Genomic DNA, 24,153 nt, shown 5'->3' with positions numbered 1-24,153 from the left:
TCTCCAGACGGGAGGGCCGCCCCGCATGCCCAGATTCAAACGCATTCTGCTCGGCCTCGGCCTGCTCGCCTTGCTGCTTCTGACCCTGCGCCTATGGCCGCAGACGCCGCTGCGCGAGGCGGCGCCGCTGTCGCGCCTGGTCCTGGCGGAGAACGGCGAGCTGCTGCGCATGACCCTGGCCAGCGATGGCCAGTACCGCCTGTGGCTGCCGTTGGAGGAGATCGCTCCGGCCATGGTCGAGGCCCAGCTGCTCAAGGAAGACCGCAACTTCTACTGGCATCCCGGCGTCGACCCGGGCGCCCTGGTGCGCGCGGCCCTGGCCACCTATGGCGGCGGCATGCGCCAGGGCGGCTCGACCCTGAGCATGCAGCTGGCGCGGCGGCTGTACGGCCTCAACTCACGCAGCATTGCCGGCAAGCTGCAGCAGATCGCCCTGGCCCTGTGGCTGGAAGCGCGGCACAGCAAGCACGACATACTCGAGGCCTACCTCAACCTGGCGCCCATGGGCGGCAATATCGAGGGCGTCGAGGCGGCCAGCCGCATCTACTTCGGCAAGTCGGCGGCGCAGCTGTCGCTGAGCGAGGCCCTGGCCCTGGCGGTGATCCCCCAACAGCCACGGCGCGGCCGTTTCGGCCCGGCGTTGCAGCGGGCCCGCCTGCAGCTGATGGCCCAGTGGCGCCAGGAGCATGCCGACGATCCACGCAACGATGGCCTGCTGGAGCTTCCGCTGACGGCACGCAGCCGCCAGCAGTTGGCGTTTCGCGCGCCGCATCTGAGCGAGCAACTGCTGGCCAGCCGCCCCGACGACACCCTGCACAGCACCCTCGATCTGGCCCTGCAGACTCGCCTGGAACGCCTGATCGAGCAGTTCGTCGGCGACCATCGCCGCCAGGGCGTGCACAACGCCAGCGCCATCCTGGTGGATAGCCGCGACCAGGCGGTGAAGGCCATGGTCGGCTCGGCCGACTACTTCGACGCCGCCATCCATGGCCAGGTCAACGGCGCGCAGGCACGGCGCTCGCCGGGCTCGACCCTCAAGCCCTTTCTCTACGGCCTGGCCCTGGACCAGGGGCTGATCCAGCCGATGAGCATCCTGCGTGACGCGCCGCATGCCTTCGGCGCCTTCCAGCCGGAAAACTTCGACGGCAGGTTCGCCGGCCCGCTGACCGCCCAGGACGCGCTGATCCGCAGCCGCAACGTGCCGGCCGTATGGCTGGCCAGCCAGCTGCGCCAGCCATCGCTGCACGGCCTGCTGCAGCGCGCCGGCATCCGCGGCCTGCGCAGCGAGGAGCACTACGGCCTGGCCCTGGCCCTGGGCGGCGGCGAGCTGACCCCGGCCGAGCTGGCCGGGCTGTACCTGATGCTGGCCGGCGATGGCCGCCTGCGCGCGCTGCGCTGGACCCGCTCAGACCGCAGCGAGCCCGGCCCGCAGCTGCTGTCGCCGCAGGCCGCCTTCATGGTGCGCGACATGCTGCGCCACAACCCGCGCCCGGATGGCCTGCCGGCCGATGCGCGCGGGCGCGACTGGCCGGTGGCCTGGAAGACCGGCACCTCCTGGGGCTTCCACGACGCCTGGAGCGCCGGTCTGGTCGGCCCCTATGTGCTGGTGGTCTGGGTGGGCAACTTCGACGCCACGCCGAACCCGGCCTTCGTCGGGGTGAGAACCGCCGCGCCGCTGTTCTTCCGCATCGCCGACGCCCTGCCGCTGGCCCTGCCGCAGGTGCGGGCGCCCGTGGATCGGCCGCCGCCCGGGCTGACCCGGGTGGACGTCTGTGCCGCCTCCGGCGAGCTGCCCAACCGCTGGTGCCCACAGACCCGCAAGACCTGGTATATCCCCGGTGTGTCGCCGATCCGCGTCTCCGACCTGCACCGCCCGGTGTGGGTGGACCGGCTGAGCGGCAAGGCCGCCTGCCCGCCCTACGATGCGGCGAGCAGCGAGCTGCAGGTGTTCGAATTCTGGCCGACCGAGCTGCAGCGCCTGTTCGCCGCCGCCGGCCTGCCGCGGCGCACGCCGCCGGATGCCGAGCGCGACTGCCGCGTGCAGGCGGCCATCGACAGCCTCGAGGTGCCACGCATCAGCTCGCCGCTGAGTAAGGTGACCTACAGCCTGCGCCTGTCACAGCCGCAGGAGAACATCGCCCTGGCCGCCAGCGCCGCCGCCGACGCGCGCACCCTGTACTGGTTCGCCGACCAGCGTCTGCTGGGCCAGGGGGCGCCGCAGGCGCCCCTGCAATGGCGACCGGAGAAGTCCGGGCAGTACCAACTGCGCGTCGTCGACGATCAGGGGCGCAGCAGCTCGCGCCTGCTGCGGGTGGAGTTCCTGCCCTGAGCCTCAGGCCGGCTCGGCTTCCTCGCCAGCAACCGGCGCCGGACGCGGCAGCTGCAACTGCACCTGGTCGTCCAGGCGGGTCAGGGTGCCTTGCACCTGGGCGCCGTTCTCCATGCTCAGCTGGCGATAGCTGATATTGCCGCGCACCCGCGCGTTGGAATGCAGCTCCAGCAGGTGCTCGACCACCAGGTCGCCGACAATGCTGCCGTCGATCAGCGCGTCATGGCTGCTGACATTGCCCTCGATGCAACCGCCGGCGCTCAGCGCCAGCAGGCTGGTGGAGCCGGCCTTGTGGCGCACGTTGCCGCGCACCTTGCCGCTGATCTTCAGGCCGCCCTCGAACTCCAGGTCGCCGCTGAGCGCCAGGTTGTCGGAGATCAGGCTGGAGAATTTGTCGACGGACAGCCGTGGCGCCGTTTTCTTGCTGGTGAACATCCTCATACTCCCGGATAGTGATTAACGCTCTTGCTGCTGCCGGAAGAACGCCAGATCGGTTTTCAGTTTCTTCACCTGCGCCGCCAGATCGCCGTTGCGCCGCACCAGCTGGGCCTGGGCGGCCTCGGCCTCGCGTTGCTGCATGTCCAGCTGGGCCAGGCGAGCCTTGAGCTGCCGGTTCTCCGCCGCCAGCTCGTCCAGTTCCCCCCACTGCCTGGCGTCCTGGCGCAGGTGCAGGAAGAAGGCCAGGCCGATGCAGGCCAGCAACAGCAACAACAGCAGGCCCCCGCGCCAGCGGCCCCGGTCGAGTTGCAGGCGATGCTCGCCACGCAACAGCTCGCGGGTCGACAGTCCCTTAGTCATGGGCCAGATCGCTGTCGTGCGGCAGGTCGGCCAGGGCCAGGAAGCGTTGCGGATCGACGAAGCGACCGTGGTGACGCACCTCGAAATGCAGATGCGGGCCGGTGGAGCGGCCAGTGGAGCCTACGGCCGCGACGCGCTGGCCAGGCGTCACCACATCGCCGGCCTTCACATAGAAGCGCGACAGGTGGGCGTAACGGGTCACCAGGCCATTGCCGTGGTCGATCTCCAGCAACTTGCCGTAGCCGCCGTGACGCTGGGCGGACATCACCCGGCCGCCGGCGGCGGCGACCACGGCGGTGCCGCCGGCGATGGAGAAGTCCAGGCCGGAATGGAAGGCCAGGCGCTTGTTGAAGGGGTCGACGCGATTGCCGAAGGCCGAGCCCAGGCGCGCGCCCTGCACCGGACGGTGGGAGGGAATCGCCATCAGCGCGGCATTGCGATTGGCCACCCGCTCCAGCAGGTGGTCGAGCGCGCCACGCAGGCAGCGCGCGGTCGTCTCGCTGCGCCCGAGCGCCTCCAGCGATTGGGCGTCGGTGTCGAGACGGGCGGCGGCACAGCCGCGCGGCGGCAGCAGCACCCCACCCCGGCCGCCGGCGGGAATGCTCGGCGCCAGCTCCGGCAGCAACGCCGGGTCGAGGGCCGACACCTGCTCGCTCAGGGCCTTGTGCTCCACCAGCATGCGCCGCAACTGCAGGGCGTCGGCCTCCAGCGAGCGCAAGCGCCCGACCAGCTCGCCGAGCCGGGCCAGGGCAAAGCTTTCCTCGGCCGGTTTGACCTTGGCCACGCCCGCGCGCGCAGGCGCCTGGGCTGAGCCCAGGCCCTGGCCCAGCCAGACGCCGCCGGCGAAGGCGCCCAGGTTGCACAGCAGCAACAGCGCCAGGCCCGGCAGCAGCAGGCGGCGTGGATTGACGACCCGAATGGCGTCACGGGTAAGGGACCGACTAGACGGCGAAATGAACTTCATAGTGGTTTCCCGTTGAACAGTACGGCCCGCCCGGGGAAGGCAGGCCGTCGAATGTCGGCGGGCAATGTACCCCAAATCGAAGGGGTTTTCTGCGGCCTGCCGGGCAATTAAGCCAATTAGCCGGCGCTGGTTTATCGACACCCCTGGCCGGGCGCCCGTCAGATCCAGCCGCCCCACTGCAGCGCCAGCAGGCCGAGATTGATGCTCAGCACCGCCAGCAGGGTGGTGATGACGATGATGGCCGCCGCCAGTTCGTGATTGCCGCCGCAGGCCTTGGCCATGACGAAGCTGGCCGCCGCCGTGGGGCTGGCGAAATAGAGGAAGAGGATGCCCAGCTCGGCGCCGCGGAAACCGCAGAGGAAGGCGCCGAGGGTGGCCGGCAGCGGCAGCCAGATCATCTTCATCAGGCTGGCGCTCAGTGCCAGGCCGCTGCCCTGGCGCAGGGAGGCCAGCGACAGGGTGCCGCCGATGCAGATCAACGCCAGCGGCAATGTCATGCTGGCGAAGTAGTCGCCGGAGACCAGCAGCCAGTGCGGCAGCGGCACGCGCCAGTAGGCGAAGGGGATGGCCGACAGCACGCCGAGGATCAGCGGGTTGCTGATGATGCTGCGGGCGATGGCCAGCGGGTCGGCCTTGGCCTCGCGCCCGTAGACGGCCAGGACGATGGCCGACAGCGAGTTGTAGGACAGGATCACCACGCCGCCGAGGATGCCGCCGAGCGACAGGCCGTAGTCGCCGTACAGGCTGGTGGCCAGGGCCAGGCCGAGGATGCCGTTGTTGCCGCGAAAGGCGCCCTGGGTATAGACCCCGCGCTCCTCGCGCGGCACCCGCAGGATGGCCCAGCCCCAGGCGAGCAGAAAGGTAACGACCGTGGCCAGCAGGAAGTAGCCGAGCAGCGCCGGCTGCAGCGCGGCGTCGAGGTCGGCGCGCAGTATGGCGAGGAACAGCATCACCGGCATGGTGCCCCTGAACACCAGGGCCGAGGCGGTATCGATGAAGCGCGCGTCGATCCAGCCCAGGCGCTTGAGCGCCACGCCGAGGAACAGCATGGCGAAGACCGGGGCGGTGGCGACCAGGGTCTGCTGGATGACGGCGAGCATGGCGGCACCGGACGATTGATTAGGCGGCTAATGATAACCGCAAGAGTCGTCCGCTACCTTTCGCCAGGCTTTCAGACCTTGGTCGGATGGCCTCCGCTCAGCGCCGGACCGGGCGCTTCTGCAACTTGCGCTGCAGGGTGCGCCGGTGCATGCCCAGCGCCCGCGCGGTGGCGGAGATATTGCCGTCGTGCTCGGCCAGCACGCGCTGGATGTGCTCCCACTGCAGGCGGTCGACCGACATGGGGTTTTCCGGCACCAGGGTATTCAGGTCGGCGTGCTCGGAGAGCAGCGCGGTGAGCACGTCGTCGGCGTCGGCCGGCTTGCACAGGTAGTTGGTGGCGCCACGCTTGATCGCCTCCACCGCGGTGGCGATGCTCGAATAGCCGGTGAGTATCACCACGCGCATCTCGGCATCCAGCTCCAGCAGCTTGGGCAGCAGCACCAGGCCGGAGTCGCCCTCCATCTTCAGATCGAGCACGGCGTAGTCGGGCAGGTCGTCCCTGGCCAGCACCAGGCCCTCCTCCGCCGAGTTGGCCACGCTCACGCGCAAGCCGCGACGCTCCATGGCCCGCGCCATGACGCGGGTGAAGGTGGGATCGTCGTCCACCAGCAGCAGATGCGGTTGCTCTTCCTGCTCGTTCAGCTGTTCGTCAGACATGTCGCGCTCCCCGGGGCAGACGCAGTTCCGTCAGCGTACCGCCCTCTTCGTGGTTGTAGAGTTTCACCGAACCGCCGGCCCGCGTCACGCTGGCCTGGCTGAGGAACAGGCCGAGGCCGAAGCCCTTGCCCTTGGTGGTGAAGAAGGGCCGGCCGATCTGTTCGGCGATGGCCAGCGGCACGCCGGCGCCATGATCGCGGATGCTCAGGTCGATCCAGTGTTCGTCCCAGTCCAGGCGGATGTCGAGCCTGTCCGGACAGGCGTCGGCGGCGTTGTTCAGCAGGTTGAGCAGGGCCTGGGTCAGGTCCGCCGGCGGCAGCAGGCGCGGCACGGCACCGCCGCCCAGGCACTGGAAACGGTAGGTGGCCTCGGGGCGCATCAGGTGCCAGCGGTTGAGCGTGGCCTCCAGCCACTGCACCACGGTCTGCTCCTGCAGCGCCTGGCGGCGCTCGGCCTCGGCGGCGCGCACCAGCTGCTGCAGGGTGTCCTTGCACAGCTTGACCTGCTCCTGCAGCAGGGCCAGGTCGTCCTGCAGCGCCGGCTTGTCGCGGTACTCCTGGCGCAGCTCCTTGAGCAGCACGCTCATGGTCGCCAGCGGGGTGCCCAGCTCATGGGCGGCGCCGGCGGCCTGGGTGGCCACGGCCAGCAGCTGCTGGTCGCGCATGCCCTCCTCGCGGCGCAGCGCCTGCAGCTCATCCTGGCGGCGCAGGGCGCCGGCCATCTTGGCGGCGAAGAAGGTGATCAGCACCGCGGCCATGGCCACCGACAGCCACATGCCGTAGATCAGCAGCGACTCGCGCTGGGCCAGCGGAATGTTCAGCGGGTGCGGCCAGAACAGCAGCAGGCTGTAGCCGGCCAGCCCCAGGCCGCACAGCGCCATGGTGTGCAGCCAGGGCAGGGTCGCCGCGGCGATGGTCAGCGGTACCAGGTAATAGGAGACGAAGGGGTTGGCGGCGCCTCCCGAGTAGTACAGCAGCACACTGTGGATCACCAGGTCGCAGGCCAGCTGCACCGTGTACTCCAGCTCGGTCACCGGCCAGGGCCCGCGCAGGCGCAGGCGCAGGGCGGTGAACAGGCACAGGGCCAGGGACACGGCGAGGGTCACGCACAGCGCCAGCCAGGGCAGCGGCACCAGCCCGGAGAGGTAGGCGATGCCCACCGAGCCGGCCTGGGCGGCCAGCACCAGCAGGCGGATCAGGGTCAGGCGCCAGAGGTTCTGGCGGCTGGCGGAGAGCAGTTGCACGGGCGCATACAGGGAGGTCGTCGGCATGCCAGCGAGTATAACCAGAGCGCCGTACCGGCCGCCCGCCTGCGGCAACCGGCCGCAGCGCACGAAGCGCAGGAAAATAATTGCGAACCGGGCTTAACCCGAACAGTCTGAGTTGTTCGTCAACCTCAAGGACAACCACCCGCAAGGAGTTCCCATGCACGCACTCAACCGTCTCGCCGCCACCCTCGCCCTCGGCCTGGCCACTCTCGCCAGCCTGCCGGCCCTGGCCGACGAGCCGCGCTACAACCAGGTATCGCTGCGCGCCGAGGTCAGCCAGGAAGTGGCCCACGACCGCATGTACGTCACCCTCTACACCGAGGCGCAGGACAAGAACCCGGCCCGCCTGGCCAGCACCATCACCGCCACGCTGAACAAGGCACTGGAACGGGCGCGCCAGGTGCAGGACGTCAAGATCAGCCTGGGCAGCCGCCACAGCTACCCGGTATACGAGGACGAGGGCAGCAAGATCGGCGCCTGGCGCGAGCGCGCCGAGCTGCGCCTGGAGAGCGCCGAGTTCGCCCGTCTGGCACAGCTGTCCGCCGATCTGCTGGGCGAGCTGAAGATGGCCGAGATGAGCTTCGCCGTGGCCGAGGACAGCCGCAAGGCCAGCGAGGACCAGCTGATCAAGCAGGCCGTGGAAGCCTTCAAGGCGCGCGCCCAGCTGACCACCGAGGCCCTCGGCGGCAAGGGCTACAGGCTGGTCAGCCTGAGCCTCAACGGCGGCGGCTTCCAGCCGGTGATGCCGATGCGCGCCATGGCCATGGACAGTGGCAGCTTCGCCAAGAGCGAGGCCGCCCCGCAGATCGAGGCCGGTACCAGCCGGGTGAGCATGAGCGCCGATGGCGTGATCGAGGTGCAACTGCCCTGATCCGGAGCGATGCGCCACGGCCTCGGGCAGTGGCGCATCGCCATATCCGCCGCGCGAATTTGCACAATTGCGACAAAGGATTACAGCTTCGCCACAGCTTCTACACTCAAGGTCGTTTCGCGCTTGATCGCGGCACATGCCGTGCATAGCTTCACGCAAGGCGCCCACAAGGCACCCCTCAGGGAACATAACCACAACAACATGAGGTCAACATGCGTAAAAACGCCGTCATCCAGGCTCTCCTCGCCGCTGGGCTGATCGCCAGCGCTCCGCTCGCCAGCGCCGCCAGCAACCTGGTGTTCTGCTCCGAAGGCAGCCCCGCCGGCTTCGACCCGGGCCAGTACACCACCGGCACCGACTTCGATGCCGCCGCGGAGACCATGTTCAACCGTCTGACCCAGTTCGAGCGTGGCGGCACCGCCGTGGAGCCGGGCCTGGCCGAGAAATGGGAAGTCACCCCGGACGGCCTGACCTACACCTTCCACCTGCGTCCGGGCGTGAAGTTCCACACCACCGACTACTTCAAGCCGAGCCGCGAGTTCAACGCCGATGACGTGCTGTTCACCTTCGGCCGCATGCTCGACAAGGACCACCCCTTCCGCAAGGCCTACCCCTCGGAGTTCCCCTACTTCACCGACATGGGCATGGACGCCAACATCGCCAAGCTCGAGAAGCTCGACGACATGACCGTGCGCTTCACCCTCAACGAGGTGGACGCCGCCTTCATCCAGAACCTGGCGATGAGCTTCGCCTCGATCCAGTCGGCCGAATACGCCGACCAGCTGCTCAAGGCCGGCAAGGCCGCCGACATCAACCAGAAGCCGATCGGCACCGGTCCCTTCGTGTTCAAGCGCTACCAGAAGGACGCGCAGATCCGCTTCACCGGCAACAAGGACTACTGGAAGCCGGAGGACGTGAAGATCGACAACCTGATCTTCGCCATCAACACCGACGCCTCGGTGCGCATGCAGAAGCTCAAGGCCGGCGAGTGCCAGGTCACCCTCAACCCGCGCCCGGCCGACCTCGACTCGCTGGCCAAGGACCCGAACATCGTCATGCCCTCGCAGCCGGGCTTCAACGACGGCTACATCGCCTACAACGTGCTGCACGCCCCGCTGGACAAGCTGCAAGTGCGCCAGGCGCTGGACATGGCGGTGAACAAGCAGGCGATCATCGACGCCGTGTACCAGAGCGCCGGGCAGCTGGCGGTCAACGGCATGCCACCGACCCAGTGGTCCTACAACGACAGCATCAAGGACGCCGGCTACAACCCAGAGAAGGCCAAGGAGCTGCTCAGGGCCGCCGGCGTCAAGGAAGGCACCGAGATCACCCTGTGGGCCATGCCGGTGCAGCGCCCCTACAACCCCAACGCCAAGCTGATGGCCGAGATGATCCAGGCCGACTGGGCCAAGGTCGGCGTCAAGGCCAAGATCGTCACCTACGAGTGGGGCGAGTACCTCAAGCGCTCCAAGGCCGGCGAGCACGACAGCATGCTGATCGGCTGGAGCGGCGACAACGGCGACCCGGACAACTGGCTGGGCACCCTGTACGGCTGCGACGCGGTCGACGGCAACAACTTCTCCAAGTGGTGCTTCGAGGACTACGACAAGCTGATCAAGGCGGCCAAGCGCACCACCGACGTGGCCGAGCGCACCAAGCTGTACATGCAGGCCCAGGTGATCCTCAAGGAGCAGGTGCCGATCACCCCGATCGCCCACTCCACCGTGTACCAGCCGATGCGCAAGAACGTGCAGGACTTCAAGATCAGTCCCTTCGCACTCAATTCCTTCTACGGCGTGAGCGTCGGCGAGTAAGCCGGCTGCCGGGCGACCCCAGTGCCGCCCGGCATCCATCCATAGAAGGACGCCTTCATGCGTAATACCCTCGCACTCCTGGCGCTGTGCGCCAGCCTGCCCGTGCTCGCCCAGCAGTCCCTGGTGGTCTGCTCCGAGGCCAGCCCGGAAGGTTTCGACATCGTCCAGTACACCGCCGCCACCACCGCCGACGCCTCGGCCGAGACGGTCTACGAGCGCCTGGTGCAGTTCGCCCCCGGCAGCACCCGCATAGTCCCGGCCCTGGCCGAGAGCTGGGAGATTTCCGCCGACGGCCTGAGCTACACCTTCAACCTGCGCCAGGGCGTGCAGTTCCACAAGACGCCCTGGTTCGAGCCGAGCCGCGCGCTGAACGCCGACGACGTGCTGTGGAGCTTCCAGCGCCAGCGCGACAAGGCGCACCCCTGGCACGAGCTGGCGCCGCGCGGCTACCCCTACTTCGAGGCGATGGGCTTCGCCGATCTGATCGACAAGATCGAGGCACTCGACGAACACCGCGTGCGCTTCACCCTGAAACACCCCGAGGCGCCCTTCCTCGCCGACCTGGCCATGGGCTTCACCTCCATCTATTCCGCCGAGTACGCCGCCAAGCTGCTCGCCGCCGGCGAGCCGGGCAAGCTCAACAGCCAGCCGATCGGCACCGGCCCCTTCGTCTTCGAGCGCTACGCCAAGGACGCCCAGGTGCGCTTCGCCGGCAACCCGCACTACTGGGCCGGCAAGCCGCCGCTGGAGCGCCTGCTGCTGGCCATCACCCCCGATCCCAATACCCGCGTGCAGCAGCTCAAGGCCGGCGCCTGCCAGGTCGCCCTGTTCCCGCGCCCGAGCGACGTGCCGGCGCTGCGCGAGAACCGGGACCTGCGCGTGCTGGAGCTGGACTCGCTGCTCACCGCCTATGTCGCCATCAACACCCGGCACCCGCCGCTGGACGACGTGCGCGTGCGCCAGGCCATCAACCTGGCCTTCGACCGCCAGGCCTACTTGCGCGCCCAGTACGGCGAGGGCAATGCCAGCCTGACGGCGGCGCCCTACCCGGCCACCCTGCCCGGCCATGACGAGCGCCTGCAGCCCTGGCCCAGGGACCTCGAACGCGCCCGCCAACTGCTGGCCGAGGCGGGCCATGCCCAGGGCCTGAAGCTGGCGATCTGGACCCGCCCCGGCGGCGGCCCGACCAACCCCAACCCGGGCATCGGCGCCCAGATGCTGCAGGCGGACCTCGCCGCCATCGGCATCCACAGCGAGATTCGCGTGTTCGAATGGGGCGAGCTGATCAAGCGCGCCAAGAACGGCGAGCACGACCTGGTGTTCATGGGCTGGGCCGGCGACAACGGCGACCCGGACAACTTCCTCAGCCCCAACCTGTCCTGCGCCGCCGCCGAAAGCGGCGACAACCAGGCCGGCTGGTGCCACAGGGAGTTCGACCAGCTGATCCGCGAGGCCCGCCGCATCGCCGAGCCGCAGCGCCGCGCCGCGCTGTACCGCGAGGCGCTGGCGATCTTCCAGCGCGAAGCGCCGTGGATCGCCCTGGCCCACCCCAGGCAGTTCGTCGCCCTGCGCCGGGACGTCGAGGGCTTCGTGCTCAGCCCGCTGGGCTCGAACAATTTCGCCCGGGTGCGGCGCACACCATAGCTCCCCTCTCCCCCTGGGAGAGGGAGTACCCAAACGATGAAGCGGAGTACCACCACGCAATGCTGTCCTTTATCGCCAGACGCCTGGGGCTGCTGATCCCCACTTTCTTCGGCGTCACCCTGCTGACCTTCGCGCTGATCCGTCTGATCCCCGGTGACCCGGTGGAAGTGATGATGGGCGAGCGCCGGGTCGATCCCGAGATGCACGCCGAAGCCATGCACCGCCTGGGCCTGGACAAGCCGCTGCCGGCCCAGTACCTGGACTATATCGGCAAGCTGGCCCAGGGCGACCTGGGCGAGTCGCTGCGCACCCGCGAGGGCGTGTGGCACGAGTTCCTCACCCTGTTCCCGGCCACCCTGGAGCTGTCCCTGGCCGCCCTGCTATTTGCCGGCAGTTTCGGTCTGGTGGCCGGGGTAATCGCCGCGCTCAAACGCGGCTCGCTGTTCGACCACGGGGTGATGGGCATCTCGCTGACCGGCTACTCGATGCCGATCTTCTGGTGGGGCCTGCTGCTGATCATGTTCTTCTCCGTACACCTGGGCTGGACCCCGGTATCCGGGCGCATCGACCTGCTCTACGACATAGAGCCCAGGACCGGCTTCATGCTGATCGACACCCTCCTGAGCGAGGAGGAAGGCGCCTTCGGCGACGCCCTGATGCACCTGATCCTGCCGGCCATAGTGCTGGGCACTATCCCCCTGGCGGTGATCGCGCGGATGACCCGCTCGGCCATGCTCGAAGTGCTGCGCGAGGACTATATCCGCACCGCCCGCGCCAAGGGCCTGTCGCCGGCGCGCGTGGTGTTCGTGCACGGCCTGCGCAACGCGCTGATCCCGGTGCTCACCGTGTTCGGCCTGCAGGTCGGCACCCTGCTGGCCGGCGCCGTGCTGACCGAGACCATCTTCTCCTGGCCGGGCATCGGCAAGTGGCTGATCGAGGCCATCGGCGCGCGCGACTACCCGGTGGTGCAGAACGGCATCCTGCTGATCGCCTGCCTGGTGATCCTGGTCAACTTCGTCGTGGACGTGCTCTACGGCCTGGTTAATCCCCGCATTCGCCATCAGCGCTAAGAACCTGTCCATGACCTGCTGCGCGTCGGCGATACCGCGTCAAAACCAGCTTCGGAAGCAGCTTGCTGCTAACGCCCGCAAGGGCGGCCCCATAGGGGCGAGCAAAGCGAGTCATGCTCATGTGCAACAGCACACTCCGCTTCCTCAGCCGCTTTTTCCTTGTCTCGCTCTAGCTCGCGAGGCCATGAACAGGTTCTACGGAGCCCACTATGACAATTGAAATCAATACCTCCCTCCGCGACCAGGCGCTGCTCTACCCTTCGCCGCTCAAGGAGTTCTGGCAGGCCTTCGCCCACAACAAGGGCGCCGTCGGCGGCCTGCTGTTCATGCTGGTGATAGTGTTCTGCGCCCTGTTCGCCCCCTGGGTCGCGCCCTTCGATCCCAGCGAGCAGTTCCGCGACGCCCTGCTCACCCCGCCGTCCTGGCTGGAGGGCGGCCAGGCGCGCTTCCTGCTCGGCACCGACGAGCTGGGCCGCGACCTGCTCTCGCGGCTGATCCACGGCGCGCGCCTGTCGCTGCTGATCGGCCTGGCCTCGGTGCTGATGTCGCTGATCCCCGGCATCCTCCTCGGCCTCACCGCCGGCTTCTTCCCGCGCCTGCTCGGCCCTTCGATCATGCGCCTGATGGACATCATGCTGGCCCTGCCCTCGCTGCTGCTGGCGGTGGCCATCGTCGCCATCCTCGGCCCGGGCCTGATCAACACGGTGATCGCCATCGCCATCGTCTCGCTGCCCTCCTACGTGCGCCTGACCCGCGCCGCGGTGATGGGCGAGCTGGGCCGCGACTACGTCACCGCCGCGCAACTGGCGGGTGCCGGCCTGCCGCGCCTGATGTTCGTCACCGTGCTGCCCAACTGCATGGCGCCTTTGATCGTGCAGGCCACCCTGAGCTTCTCCTCGGCCATCTTGGACGCGGCGGCACTGGGCTTCCTCGGCCTCGGCGTACAACCGCCGACGCCCGAGTGGGGCACCATGCTGGCCTCGGCGCGCGACTACATCGAGCGCGCCTGGTGGGTGGTATCGCTGCCGGGCCTGACCATCCTGCTCAGCGTGCTGGCGATCAACCTGATGGGCGACGGGCTGCGCGACGCGCTCGACCCGAAACTGAAGAATGCGCAGTAAGGAACCCGAGATGATTCGAATGACCTTTGTAGGCTGGGTAGAGGCGCGCAGCGCCGAAACCCAGCAAGCGGGCCAAAACGCGCTGGGTTTCGCGCGCTCGCCTGCGCGGCCCGACCCAGCCTACGGATCGGAGGGCCGTCCATGAGCCTTCTCGATATCAAGAACCTCAGCGTGCGCTTCGGCGCCGCCGACGCCGTGCCGGTGGTCGACGGCCTCGACCTGTCCGTGGACAAGGGCGAGGTGCTGGCCATAGTCGGCGAGTCCGGCTCCGGCAAGTCGGTGACCATGATGGCGCTGATGGGCCTGATCGACGCCCCCGGCCGGGTCACGGCCGACAGCCTGCGCTTCGACGGCCACGACATGCTCGCGCTCAAGGGCCGCCAGCGCCGCCAGGTGGTCGGCAAGGACCTGGCCATGGTGTTCCAGGACCCCATGACCGCGCTCAACCCCAGCTACACCGTGGGCATGCAGATCGAGGAGGTGCTGCGCCAGCACCTCGGCCTCAAGGGCAAGGCCGCCCGCGTGCGCGCCCTGCAGCTGCTCGAGCGGGTGGAAATTCCCGGCGCCCTCAGCCGCCTCGACGCCTATCCGCACCAGCTCTCCGGCGGCATGAGCCAGCGCGTGGCGATCGCCATGGCGATCGCCGCCGAACCCAAGCTGCTGATCGCCGACGAGCCGACCACGGCGCTGGACGTGACCATCCAGGCGCAGATCATGGACCTGCTGCTGGACCTGCAGCGCGAGCAGGACATGGCCCTGGTGCTGATCACCCACGACCTGGCCGTGGTCGCCGAGACCGCCCAGCGCGTGTGCGTGATGTATGCCGGGCAGGCCGTGGAAATCGGCGGCGTGCCGGCGCTGTTCGACGCGCCCACCCATCCCTACACCGAAGCGCTGCTCAAGGCCATTCCCGAACACTGTCTGGGCGCCGAGCGCTTGGCCACCCTGCCCGGCATAGTGCCCGGCCGCTACGACAGGCCCAGTGGCTGCCTGCTGGAGCCGCGCTGCCCCTATGCCCAGGCCCGCTGCCGCGAGCGGCGCCCGGCGCTGGAGGCGCACGCGCGCGGCGCGGTGCGCTGCTTCTACCCCCTCAATCTGCCCGTCAACCTGAGCCCGGAGGTGGCCCGATGAGCATCGTCCTCGAGGCCCGCGAGCTGACCCGTCACTACGAGATTTCCCGCGGCCTGTTCAAGCCGAATGCCCTGGTGCGCGCGCTGAACGGCGTGTCCTTCTCGCTGTCCGCCGGCAAGACCCTGGCCGTGGTCGGCGAATCCGGCTGCGGCAAGTCGACCCTGGCCCGCGCCCTGACCCTGATCGAGCAGCCCAGCGCCGGCAGCCTGCAGATCGCCGGCCAGGAAGTGGCCGGCGCAGGCAAGGCCGAGCGCAAACAGCTGCGCCGCGACGTGCAGATGGTGTTCCAGAACCCCTACGCCTCGCTCAACCCGCGACAGAAGATCGGCGACCAGCTGGCCGAGCCGCTGCTGATCAACACCGATCTGTCGCGCGGCGAGCGCCGCGAGAAAGTGCAGGCGATGATGCAGCAGGTGGGCCTGCGCCCCGAGCATTATCAGCGCTACCCGCACATGTTCTCCGGTGGCCAGCGCCAGCGCATCGCCCTGGCCCGCGCCATGATGCTGCAGCCCAAGGTGCTGGTGGCGGACGAGCCGACCTCGGCGCTGGACGTGTCGATCCAGGCCCAGGTGCTCAACCTGTTTATGGACCTGCAGGACCAGTACGGCACCGGCTATGTGTTCATCTCGCACAACCTGGCGGTGGTCCGCCATGTGGCCGACGAGGTGCTGGTGATGTACCTCGGCCGCCCGGCCGAGATGGGCCCGGCCGAACTGATCTACCAGCGGCCGCTGCACCCCTACACCCGCGCCCTGCTCTCGGCCACCCCGGCCATCCACCCGGACCCGAGCAAACCGAAGATCAAGATCGCCGGCGAACTGCCCAACCCACTCGACCCGCCTTCCGGCTGCGCCTTCCACAAGCGCTGCCCGCACGCCAGCGAGCGCTGCCAGGTGGAAGTGCCGCAGCTGCGCCTGATCGACGCGCGCCAGGTGGCCTGCCACCACGCCGAGGAGCTGGCCGGCTGAGCGCCTCCCCGCCGGCCTGGTTCGCGGGAAAGCGTCCGGCCGGCGGGACTGACCCGACAAGGCGCCCACCGCGGCGCCTTGTCGGCAGAACGCCCATGAACAGATCGATAAATTAGATACAAGCAGAGCGGCGACCTCCCTCCTCAGCAGCCTCTAGAACGCCCCCATAATCCCAACATAACCCAGCAACCACAGGGCATACGGAGACTATCGACGGCATCGATAGGCAACATCGAGCGCAACAAGTTCTGTATCAAGATTCTCTGAGTAACATCTGCTCCGTAGTCAACTTTCAGCCCCCACCCGGAGCAAGACAGCATGAAAAAGCAAATCCTCGCCGCCCTGTTCGTATCCACCTTCGCCGCCAGCGGCTTGACCCTGGCAGCCGACGGCTTCGACCGTACCGCCAGCCATATCGCCGCCGATGGCTTCGACCGCACCGGCAGCAACATCGACGCAGATGGCTTCGACCGCACCGGCAGCAACGTCGCCGAAGACGGCTTCGACCGCACCGGCAGCAACGTCGCCGCAGATGGCTTCGACCGTACCGGCAGCAACGTCGCCGAAGATGGCTTCGACCGCACCGGCAGCAACGTCGCCGAAGATGGCTTCGACCGTACCGGCAGCAACATTGCCGCAGATGGCTTCGACCGCACCGGCCGCAACGTCGCCGAAGATGGCTTCGACCGCACCGGCAGCAACGTCGCCGAAGATGGCTTCGACCGTACCGGCAGCAACATTGCCGCAGATGGCTTCGACCGCACCGGCCGCAACGTCGCCGAAGATGGTTTCGACCGCACCAACAGCAACGTCGCCTGAGTAACCGAATGGAGCCGGGAGCCCGCAAGCGATGAAGTGTGCACAGCTCGAGAACCCGAAGGCGCCCCATGTGGCGCCTTCGCCTTTTCTGGGGCTCAGGCTTTGAAGAAGCGGTAGAACTCGCGCAGCTCGGCCTGGGCGTCGCTGACGCTGACCTGGGTGAAACGCAGGCTCTGCCCCGCCGGGCATTGCGCCAGGCGCCACTGGTCCAGCGGGTGCAGCCAACCGAGCACGGGATAGCCGCCCATGGTCTGGCGGTCGGCCTGCAGGATGATCGGCTGGCCGTCCGGCGGCACCTGGATGGCACCGCGCGCGACGCCAAGCGACCACTGCCGGGCCGGCGCCTGCACCGGCTCGCCCTGCAGGCGCGCACCCATGCGGTCGGACTGTGAATCGAGGCGCCAGACCTGCTCGAAGAAGGTGGCCAGCGCCGGCTCGCTGAAGTCCACCGCGTCAGCGCCGGTGATCACTCGCAGCAGCGGCGCCGCCCGGTAGTCCGGCCAGTAGCGCCAGGGCACGCCGGCGCCATGGGCGAAGGCGCCGGCGGTGCAGACCAGCAGATCGTCCTCCTGCAGCGCCGTGCCGCAGCCATCCAGGCCGCCCAGGCCCTCGCGCACCTGGGTGCTGACGCTGCCCAGCACGGGCTCGGCGCGAAAACCGCCGGCCGCCGCCAGGTACAGGCGTTGGCCGCTGCGGGCGAAGCCGATACGCAGGCGCTGGCCGGCACGCAGGGCGAAGCGCGACCAGTGCGGCAACGCCGCGCCGTCGCGCTCGCTGGCGGCCTCGGCACCGGTGAGCGCCAGCCAGGCATCGCTCTCGGCGCGCAACTCGACCCCGCCCAGGGCGATCTCCAGCAGCGGCGCGCCCCAGGCATTGCCCAGCAAGCGGTTGGCCCAGGCCGCCGCGTGCCAGTCCTGCGGCCCGGCGGGCGATACGCCCAGGTGCTGCCAGCCGTGGCGGCCGCCATCCTGCAGCAGGCTCAGCGGCCCCGGCTTGAGCACCCGCAGGCCGCTCATGCGTCGAGCTCCCGGCGATAGGTCGCCTCGTCGACCGGCACGAAGCGCACCCGGTCGCCCAGCGCCAGCGGGCAGGGCGGCGTGCGCCTCGCCTCGAACAGCCGCCAGGGACAGAGGCCGAGCAGGTGCCAGCCGCCCGGCGAGGCCTGCGGGTAGATGGCGGTCTGCCGCTCGGCGATGGCCAGGCTGCCGGCCGGCACCCGGGTGCGTGGCGTGGCCCGGCGCGGCAGGGCCAGGCGCTCGTCCAGCTCGCCGAGGTAGGCGAAGCCGGGGGCGAACCCGATGGCGCCGACCCGGTACTCGCCGGCGCTGTGCAGCTCGATCAGGCCGGCGCTGGAGAGGCCGCAGGCCTGCGCCACCTCGGCCAGGTCCTCGCCGGCATACCACACCGGGATCTCGTGCAGGCGCCCACCCCCGCTCGGCGCCGGCTCGTCCAGCCAGGCCTCGAGCAGTGGCGCCAGGCGCTCGGCCAGGCGCAGATGGTCGGTGCGCAGCAGGTCGTAATGCAGCAGCAGGCTGGTCCAGCCCGGCACCAGATCGATCAGCAGATCGCCCAGCTCCTGGCGGACTCGCTCGGCCAGGGCGGCGATGCGCAGCGGCAGGTCGGCCTCGGCCTGCTCGGCCAGAACCAGCAGCAGGGCCTCGGCACCGGCCGGCTCCAGGCGGATCATAGGGCGTCCAGGCGGGCCCGCAGACGGCGCAGCACGGCCAGCGACTCGGCGTTGTCGCCGTGCACGCAGAGGCTGTCGGCCTGCAGCCGCAACGGCCGGCCGTCGATATCGGCGAAGGGCTCGCCGCCGGCGATGGCCAGGGCCTGGGCGAGGATGCGCTCGGGGTCCTGGTGCACCGCGCCGGCCAGGCGCCGCGGCACCAGCTGACCGTCGGCCAGGTAGGCACGGTCGGCGAAGGCCTCGAACAGCAGCGGCACCCCGGCCGCCTCGGCCAACTGCCGCTCGCGCCCGTTGTCGGCCAGGGCCAGGACCATCAGCGGCAGGCCGGGGCGGTAGGCCGCGCAGGCGACCAGCACCGCCATCAGCAGCGCATCGTCGCGCACCAGATCGTTGTACAGCGCGCCGTGCGGCTTGACATAGGCGAGCTGGGTGCCGGCCGCGCGGCAGAAGGCGCCCAGCGCGCCGAGCTGGTACAGCACCAGGGCGGTGACCTCTTCCGGCGAGCAGCTCAGGTGACGCCGCCCGAAGCCCTGCAGGTCGGGATAGGAGGGATGCGCGCCGATGGCCACGCCATGCCGCACGGCCAGGGCCACGCTGCGCTGCATGATCAACGGGTCGCCGGCGTGGAAGCCACAGGCCAGGTTGGCCTGGTCGACCAGCGGCATGGCGTGCTCGTCGTCGCCCATGCGCCAGGCGCCGTAGCTCTCGCCCATGTCGCAGTTGAGGAGAATTCTGTTCATCTACCGGTTATGGCCAATTAACGCGACGCATGCAACTGCCGGACAAACAAAACCCCGCCTGGGCGCAATGCTGTTCATTTAAGAAAACGCCGCGATTTCTTTACAGAGTCGCGGCGTTTTTCTGGCTTGGCCAGCAGCGAAGGGCACTGCGCAATACCATGACCTGGATGTCGCGGAGCGCTCCCCTCTCCCGCCGGGAGAGGGGCTGGGGGTGAGGGACTATCGCCTACTCGTTGCCTGCCCCTCACCCCGACCCTCTCCCAGAGGGAGAGGGAGAACAACAGCCGCGGTGCCGACTCAATCAAAGTTCGGCCGAGCGCGATGTCGCTAAGTGAACAGCATTACCGCCTGGGCGGGGTTCTGTCTGCCCGCCCAGCGGCTCAGATGTAGAAGGCCTTCAGCGGCGGGAAGCCGTTGAACTCCACCGCGCTGTAGCTGGTGGTGTAGGCGCCGGTGGACAGCCAGTACAGGCGGTCGCCGCTGGAGAGGTTGAGCGGCAGGCCGTACTTGTAGTTCTCGTACATGATGTCGGCGCTGTCGCAGGTCGGCCCGGCGATCACCACTTCCTCCATCTCGCCCTTCTTCTCGGTCCAGATGGGGAACTTGATGGCTTCGTCCATGGTTTCGATCAGGCCGCTGAACTTGCCCACATCGGTGTAGACCCAGCGCTCCACGGCGGTGCGCGACTTGCGCGCCACCAGCACCACTTCGCTGACCAGGATGCCGGCGTTGGCGATCAGCGAGCGGCCCGGCTCGAGGATGATCTCCGGCAACTCGTCGCCGAAGTCTTCCTTGAGGAAGCGGGTGATCTCCTCGGCGTAGGTCTCCAGGTCGTTGGTGCGCTGGATGTAGTTGGCCGGGAAGCCGCCGCCCATGTTGATCATCTTGAGGGTGATGCCGTCTTCCTCCTTGAGGCGCTCGAAGATCACCTTGACCTTGGCGATGGCGGCGTCCCACACGTCGATGTCGCGCTGCTGCGAGCCGACGTGGAAGGAGATGCCGTAGGGCACCAGGCCCAGCTGCTTGGCCAGCACCAGCAGGTCGAGGGCCATGTCCGGGTTGCAGCCGAACTTGCGGCTCAGCGGCCAGTCGGCGCTGGTCGAACCCTCGGTGAGGATGCGCACATAGATCTTCGAGCCCGGCGCGGCCTTGGCGATATTGCGCAGGTCGGCCTCCGAGTCGGTGGCGAACAGGCGCACGCCCTTTTCGAAGAAGTAGCGGATATCACGCGCCTTCTTGATGGTGTTGCCGTAGCTGATGCGCTCCGGACCGACGCCCGCGCTCATCACCTTGTCCAGCTCGTAGATGGAGGCGATGTCGAAGTTCGAGCCCTTGTCGCGCAGCAGCTCGGTGATCTCGATGGCCGGGTTGGCCTTCACCGCGTAGTAGATCTTGGCGAAGGGGAAGCAGTTGCCCAGCTGGTCGTAGGCATCGTTGATGGTCTTCAGATCGATGACCACGAAGGGGGTTTCCTGCTGATCGGCGACGGCCTTCATGCGTTGGAAAGTGGCGGGGGCGAAATAGTCTTCGACCTTGATCGACATGCGTGGACTCCCAAATGGCAAAACCGGTGACACAGTTATTGGGGCAGCTGAACCTGCCGCAGGTTCAACCGCGCGTGAGGGGGTGGCCGAGGGCCGGAACGTCTGATCAGTTTCCCCACTTTGGTTCGCCTACTTCCCAAGGCATGTCGCCGATGACCCTCCGCAGCGCGGAAAGCCCCTCGTCGTCAGTACTTGAGCCGGATGGATCGTTGCCAGCATGGACGTTCGGGCGCGAACTTTAGGACCATGGGCCCAGTAGATCAACCGAAAATTGCCGCAGTTTTGCACCCGGTTGTCGCCTGTCCGATTGACCGTTTTCGATACGCAACAAAACGTCCGGAATGCTGCACAAATCGGGGCTCCGATCACATCGCCCAGGGGCCGTGGCTGGCCCTCGCCCACGCCCTTCCCTATGCTCTGCATCCGTCAAAGGATAGACCCGCACCAGGACCTCGCATGCTCGATCTCGCCGCCAGCTTCATCGTCTTCACCACCCTGATCACCTACTTCAACTACCGCTTCATTCGCCTGCCGCCGACCATCGGCATCATGGCCACCGCCCTGGTGTTTTCCGCCCTGGCGCTCGGCCTGTCGGAACTGGGCCTGCCGATCCTGCGGGAGGAGTCGCGCGAACTGATCCGCCAGATCGACTTCTCCGCCGTGCTGATGACCTGGTTCCTGCCGGCGCTGCTGTTCGCCGGCGCCCTGCACGTCGACCTGAGCGACCTGCGCAGCTACAAGTGGCCGATCGGCCTGCTGGCCACCGCCGGCGTGCTGGTCTCGACCGCTGCGGTGGCGCTGCTGGCCTATTACGGCCTGGCCCTGTTCGGCTGGCAGGTGGACTTCATCTATTGCCTGCTGTTCGGCGCGCTGATCGCCCCCACCGACCCCATCGCCGTGCTCGGCATCCTCAAGTCGGCCGGCGCGCCCAAGCCGCTGGCCACCACCATAGTCGGCGAGTCGCTGTTCAACGACGGCACCGCCGTGGTGCTGTTCGCCATCCTGCTGAGCATCCTCAGCCTCGGCGAAACGCCGAGCGCCGCCAGCATCGCCGGCATGTTCCTGCACGAGGCGGTCGGCGGCGTGCTGTTCGGCGCGCTGCTGGGCTACGCGGTGTACCTGATGATGCGCAGCATCGACCAGTACCAGGTCGAGGTGATGCTCAGCCTGGCCCTGGTCCTCGGCGGCGCCGCGCTGGCCAATCACCTGCACGTATCGGCGCCGCTGGCGCTGGTGGTGGCAGGCCTGATCATCGGCAACCAAGGGCGCAGCCTGGCCATGTCCGACGAGACCCGCCTGTACCTCGACCGCTTCTGGGAGCTGGTCGACGAGATCCTCAACGCCCTGCTGTTCGCCCTGATCGGCCTGGAGCTGCTGCTGTTGCCGCTGACCTGGCTGCATATCGCAGCGGCGCTGCTGCTCGGCCTGGCGGTGCTGGGCTCGCGCCTGCTGACCCTGGCGCCGGTGATCGGCCTGCTGCGCCGCAGCCGCTGGGGCCGGCAGATTCCGCCGGGCACCGTGCGCATCCTCACCTGGGGCGGCCTGCGCGGCGGCATCTCGGTGGCCCTGGCGCTGTCGCTGCCGGCCGGCGAGCAGCGCGACCTGCTGCTGGCGCTGACCTATGTGATAGTGCTGGTGTCGATCCTGGCCCAGGGCCTGTCGATCGGCCCGCTGGTCAAGCGCATCTACCCGAATCGCCCGGCGCAAGGCAACGGCAGCGCGCACTGACGGACCACCGGCCTCAATCGCGGCCGACGTTCCGTTATAATCGCGCGTTTTTCCGGACAGCGAGCCGTCTCGCTGTCCGCCACCGATTCCAGCCAGGCACGCACCCATGACCCTCCAGGCCAAAGAAGTCGCCAAGCGCCGCACCTTCGCGATCATCTCTCACCCCGACGCCGGTAAAACCACCATCACCGAGAAGCTCTTGCTGATGGGCAAGGCGATCGAGGTCGCTGGCACGGTGAAGTCGCGCAAGTCCGACCGCCACGCCACCTCCGACTGGATGGAAATGGAGAAGCAGCGCGGCATCTCCATCACCACCTCGGTGATGCAGTTCCCCTACCGCGAGCACATCATCAACCTGCTCGACACCCCCGGCCACGAGGACTTCTCGGAAGACACCTACCGCACCCTGACCGCGGTGGACTCGGCGCTGATGGTGCTCGACGGCGGCAAGGGCGTGGAGCCGCGCACCATCGCCCTGATGGACGTGTGCCGCCTGCGCGACACGCCCATCGTCAGCTTCATCAACAAGCTCGACCGCGATATCCGCGACCCCATCGAACTGCTCGACGAGATCGAGGCGGTGCTGAAGATCAAGGCCGCCCCCATCACCTGGCCGATCGGCTGCTACAAGGACTTCAAGGGCGTCTACCACCTCGGCGGCGACTACATCATCGTCTACACCCCGGGCCACGGCCACGAGCGCACCGAAGCCAAGATCATCGAGAAGCTCGACTCCGATGAAGCGCGCAGCCACCTCGGCGACATGTACGAGCGTTTCATCGAGGAGCTGGAGTTGGTGCAGGGCGCCTGCCACGAGTTCGAGCCGGAGGCCTTCCTCAAGGGCGAGATGACTCCGGTGTTCTTCGGCACCGCACTGGGCAACTTCGGCGTGGATCACGTGCTCGACGCCGTGGTCGACTGGGCACCCAAGCCGCTGGCGCGCGTCGCCAACGAGCGCAGCGTGGAGCCGGAGGAGGAGAAGTTCAGCGGCTTCGTGTTCAAGATCCAGGCGAACATGGACCCGAAACATAGGGACCGGATTGCCTTCATGCGCATCTGCTCGGGCAAGTACAGCCAGGGCATGAAGATGCGCCACGCGCGCCTGGGCAAGGACGTGCGCGTCGGCGACGCCCTGACCTTCTTCTCCAGCGAACGCGAGCACCTGGAAGAGGCCTACGCCGGCGACATCATCGGCCTGCACAACCACGGCACCATCCAGATCGGCGACACCTTCACCGAAGGCGAGAGCCTCGGCTTCACCGGCATCCCGCACTTCGCCCCGGAGCTGTTCCGCCGCGTGCGCCTGAAGGACCCGCTGAAGTCCAAGCAGCTGCGCCAGGGCCTGCAGGAGCTGGCCGAAGAGGGCGCGACCCAGGTGTTCTTCCCCGAGCGCAACAACGACATCATCCTCGGCGCCGTCGGCGTGCTGCAGTTCGATGTGGTCGCCAGCCGCCTGAAGGAGGAATACAAGGTGGAGTGCGCCTACGAGGCGATCAACGTCTGGTCGGCGCGCTGGATCGAGTGCGCCGACGAGAAGAAGCTCAAGGAGTTCCAGGACAAGGCCTTCGAGAACCTGGCGGTGGACGGCGGCGGCCACCTCACCTACCTGGCGCCGACCCGGGTCAACCTGAGCCTGATGGAAGAGCGCTGGCCGGAGGTGAAATTCCGCGCCACCCGCGAACACCACTGACAGCTCCGCCGCAGACCGAGGGCGCGCTCCGCAAGGACCGCGCCCTTTTTTGTGCCTCGCCCATGCCAGTTCGAAGACCTCTCGTAGGCTGGGTTAGCCGCAGGCGTAACCCAGCGATCAGTTCCAGCCGAGGCAAGCAAGCAGCAATGCCCCGGGCGCGCGCACCAGTAATCCCGCCATCGATTATCACGATAGCGACATTTTCGAAGA

The 24,153-nt window shown here is 68.2% G+C and carries 21 protein-coding genes; 11 read left to right on the top strand and 10 right to left on the bottom strand.

Features of this window, described 5'->3' with window-relative positions; genetic code table 11:
- Window positions 1-25: 25 nt before the first annotated feature.
- A complete protein-coding gene (gene pbpC, locus AAFN46_RS01380) occupies window positions 26-2,329 on the top strand; it encodes a penicillin-binding protein 1C (RefSeq protein WP_347806892.1) in 2,304 nt (767 codons plus the stop codon).
- Window positions 2,330-2,332: 3 nt separating this feature from the next.
- Here the strand turns inward: pbpC and AAFN46_RS01375 are convergent, their stop codons facing one another.
- From AAFN46_RS01375 to AAFN46_RS01350, 6 genes are all read right to left on the bottom strand, one after another.
- Window positions 2,333-2,764 carry a polymer-forming cytoskeletal protein gene (locus AAFN46_RS01375; RefSeq protein WP_347806891.1) on the bottom strand — a complete coding sequence of 144 codons (432 nt, stop codon included), beginning with the start codon at window positions 2,762-2,764 and terminating at the stop codon, window positions 2,333-2,335.
- A 21-nt stretch (window positions 2,765-2,785) separates the two neighbouring features.
- The gene (locus AAFN46_RS01370; protein WP_347806890.1) at window positions 2,786-3,127 is read right to left on the bottom strand and encodes a hypothetical protein; all 342 of its coding nucleotides are present in this window, start codon (window positions 3,125-3,127) and stop codon (window positions 2,786-2,788) included.
- Window positions 3,120-4,091 carry a M23 family metallopeptidase gene (locus AAFN46_RS01365; RefSeq protein WP_347806889.1) on the bottom strand — a complete coding sequence of 324 codons (972 nt, stop codon included), beginning with the start codon at window positions 4,089-4,091 and terminating at the stop codon, window positions 3,120-3,122. The genes AAFN46_RS01370 and AAFN46_RS01365 overlap by 8 nt, the downstream gene beginning before the upstream one ends.
- Before the next feature lie 158 nt (window positions 4,092-4,249).
- A complete protein-coding gene (locus tag AAFN46_RS01360) occupies window positions 4,250-5,191 on the bottom strand; it encodes an AEC family transporter (protein WP_347806888.1) in 942 nt (313 codons plus the stop codon).
- Window positions 5,192-5,288: 97 nt separating this feature from the next.
- A complete protein-coding gene (locus AAFN46_RS01355; RefSeq protein ID WP_347806887.1) occupies window positions 5,289-5,849 on the bottom strand; it encodes a response regulator transcription factor in 561 nt (186 codons plus the stop codon).
- Entirely contained in the window at window positions 5,842-7,104 is a 1,263-nt protein-coding gene (locus tag AAFN46_RS01350; RefSeq protein ID WP_347807003.1) for an ATP-binding protein, read from the bottom strand. Before AAFN46_RS01350 ends, AAFN46_RS01355 begins: the two co-directional genes overlap by 8 nt.
- Window positions 7,105-7,273: 169 nt before the next feature.
- Here AAFN46_RS01350 and AAFN46_RS01345 point away from each other — a divergent pair, with 169 nt between their 5' ends.
- The 8 genes from AAFN46_RS01345 (at window position 7,274) to AAFN46_RS01310 (ending at window position 16,554) form a co-directional block, all read left to right on the top strand.
- Window positions 7,274-7,987 (top strand): SIMPL domain-containing protein, encoded by a 714-nt coding sequence (locus AAFN46_RS01345; protein ID WP_347806886.1) that lies wholly within the window; start codon window positions 7,274-7,276, stop codon window positions 7,985-7,987.
- Between the two features lie 212 nt (window positions 7,988-8,199).
- A complete protein-coding gene (locus AAFN46_RS01340) occupies window positions 8,200-9,801 on the top strand; it encodes an ABC transporter substrate-binding protein (RefSeq protein ID WP_347806885.1) in 1,602 nt (533 codons plus the stop codon).
- 57 nt (window positions 9,802-9,858) lie between these two features.
- Window positions 9,859-11,445 carry an ABC transporter substrate-binding protein gene (locus AAFN46_RS01335; RefSeq protein WP_347806884.1) on the top strand — a complete coding sequence of 529 codons (1,587 nt, stop codon included), beginning with the start codon at window positions 9,859-9,861 and terminating at the stop codon, window positions 11,443-11,445.
- A 59-nt stretch (window positions 11,446-11,504) separates the two neighbouring features.
- Window positions 11,505-12,515, top strand: coding sequence for an ABC transporter permease subunit (locus AAFN46_RS01330; protein ID WP_347806883.1), 1,011 nt, complete (start codon window positions 11,505-11,507; stop codon window positions 12,513-12,515).
- Between the two features lie 209 nt (window positions 12,516-12,724).
- The gene (locus tag AAFN46_RS01325; RefSeq protein WP_347806882.1) at window positions 12,725-13,636 is read left to right on the top strand and encodes an ABC transporter permease subunit; all 912 of its coding nucleotides are present in this window, start codon (window positions 12,725-12,727) and stop codon (window positions 13,634-13,636) included.
- 141 nt (window positions 13,637-13,777) lie between these two features.
- Window positions 13,778-14,767 (top strand): ABC transporter ATP-binding protein, encoded by a 990-nt coding sequence (locus AAFN46_RS01320; protein WP_347806881.1) that lies wholly within the window; start codon window positions 13,778-13,780, stop codon window positions 14,765-14,767.
- Window positions 14,764-15,735 carry a peptide ABC transporter ATP-binding protein gene (locus AAFN46_RS01315; protein WP_347806880.1) on the top strand — a complete coding sequence of 324 codons (972 nt, stop codon included), beginning with the start codon at window positions 14,764-14,766 and terminating at the stop codon, window positions 15,733-15,735. The genes AAFN46_RS01320 and AAFN46_RS01315 overlap by 4 nt, the downstream gene beginning before the upstream one ends.
- Before the next feature lie 318 nt (window positions 15,736-16,053).
- Complete coding sequence (locus tag AAFN46_RS01310) at window positions 16,054-16,554, top strand: heme utilization protein (protein WP_347806879.1); 501 nt, start codon at window positions 16,054-16,056, stop codon at window positions 16,552-16,554.
- Between the two features lie 95 nt (window positions 16,555-16,649).
- Here the strand turns inward: AAFN46_RS01310 and AAFN46_RS01305 are convergent, their stop codons facing one another.
- The 4 genes from AAFN46_RS01305 to AAFN46_RS01290 form a co-directional block, all read right to left on the bottom strand.
- The gene (locus tag AAFN46_RS01305) at window positions 16,650-17,570 is read right to left on the bottom strand and encodes a biotin-dependent carboxyltransferase family protein (protein WP_347806878.1); all 921 of its coding nucleotides are present in this window, start codon (window positions 17,568-17,570) and stop codon (window positions 16,650-16,652) included.
- Window positions 17,567-18,241, bottom strand: a complete 675-nt coding sequence (pxpB, locus tag AAFN46_RS01300) for a 5-oxoprolinase subunit PxpB (protein ID WP_347806877.1) — start codon at window positions 18,239-18,241, stop codon at window positions 17,567-17,569. Before pxpB ends, AAFN46_RS01305 begins: the two co-directional genes overlap by 4 nt.
- On the bottom strand, window positions 18,238-18,981 hold the full coding sequence (locus AAFN46_RS01295) for a 5-oxoprolinase subunit PxpA (RefSeq protein WP_347806876.1): 744 nt from the start codon (window positions 18,979-18,981) through the stop codon (window positions 18,238-18,240). Before AAFN46_RS01295 ends, pxpB begins: the two co-directional genes overlap by 4 nt.
- A gap of 380 nt (window positions 18,982-19,361) precedes the next feature.
- The gene (locus AAFN46_RS01290) at window positions 19,362-20,525 is read right to left on the bottom strand and encodes a type III PLP-dependent enzyme (protein WP_347806875.1); all 1,164 of its coding nucleotides are present in this window, start codon (window positions 20,523-20,525) and stop codon (window positions 19,362-19,364) included.
- Window positions 20,526-20,981: 456 nt separating this feature from the next.
- On the opposite strand from AAFN46_RS01290, the gene AAFN46_RS01285 reads away from it, so the two are divergent.
- Together AAFN46_RS01285 and AAFN46_RS01280 are read left to right on the top strand one after the other, a co-directional pair.
- Window positions 20,982-22,253: a sodium:proton antiporter gene (locus AAFN46_RS01285; RefSeq protein WP_347806874.1), complete on the top strand. Its 1,272-nt coding sequence runs from the start codon at window positions 20,982-20,984 to the stop codon at window positions 22,251-22,253.
- Between the two features lie 106 nt (window positions 22,254-22,359).
- The gene (locus AAFN46_RS01280; RefSeq protein WP_347806873.1) at window positions 22,360-23,943 is read left to right on the top strand and encodes a peptide chain release factor 3; all 1,584 of its coding nucleotides are present in this window, start codon (window positions 22,360-22,362) and stop codon (window positions 23,941-23,943) included.
- The last annotated feature ends 210 nt before the right edge of the window (window positions 23,944-24,153 follow it).

Origin of the sequence: Pseudomonas sp. CAU 1711, assembly GCF_039888625.1 — a bacterium.
Taxonomy (GTDB): Bacteria; Pseudomonadota; Gammaproteobacteria; order Pseudomonadales; family Pseudomonadaceae; genus Aquipseudomonas.
The sequence above is the reverse complement of the archived record's forward strand: the minus strand, read 5'-3'. Positions and strand labels throughout refer to the sequence as shown.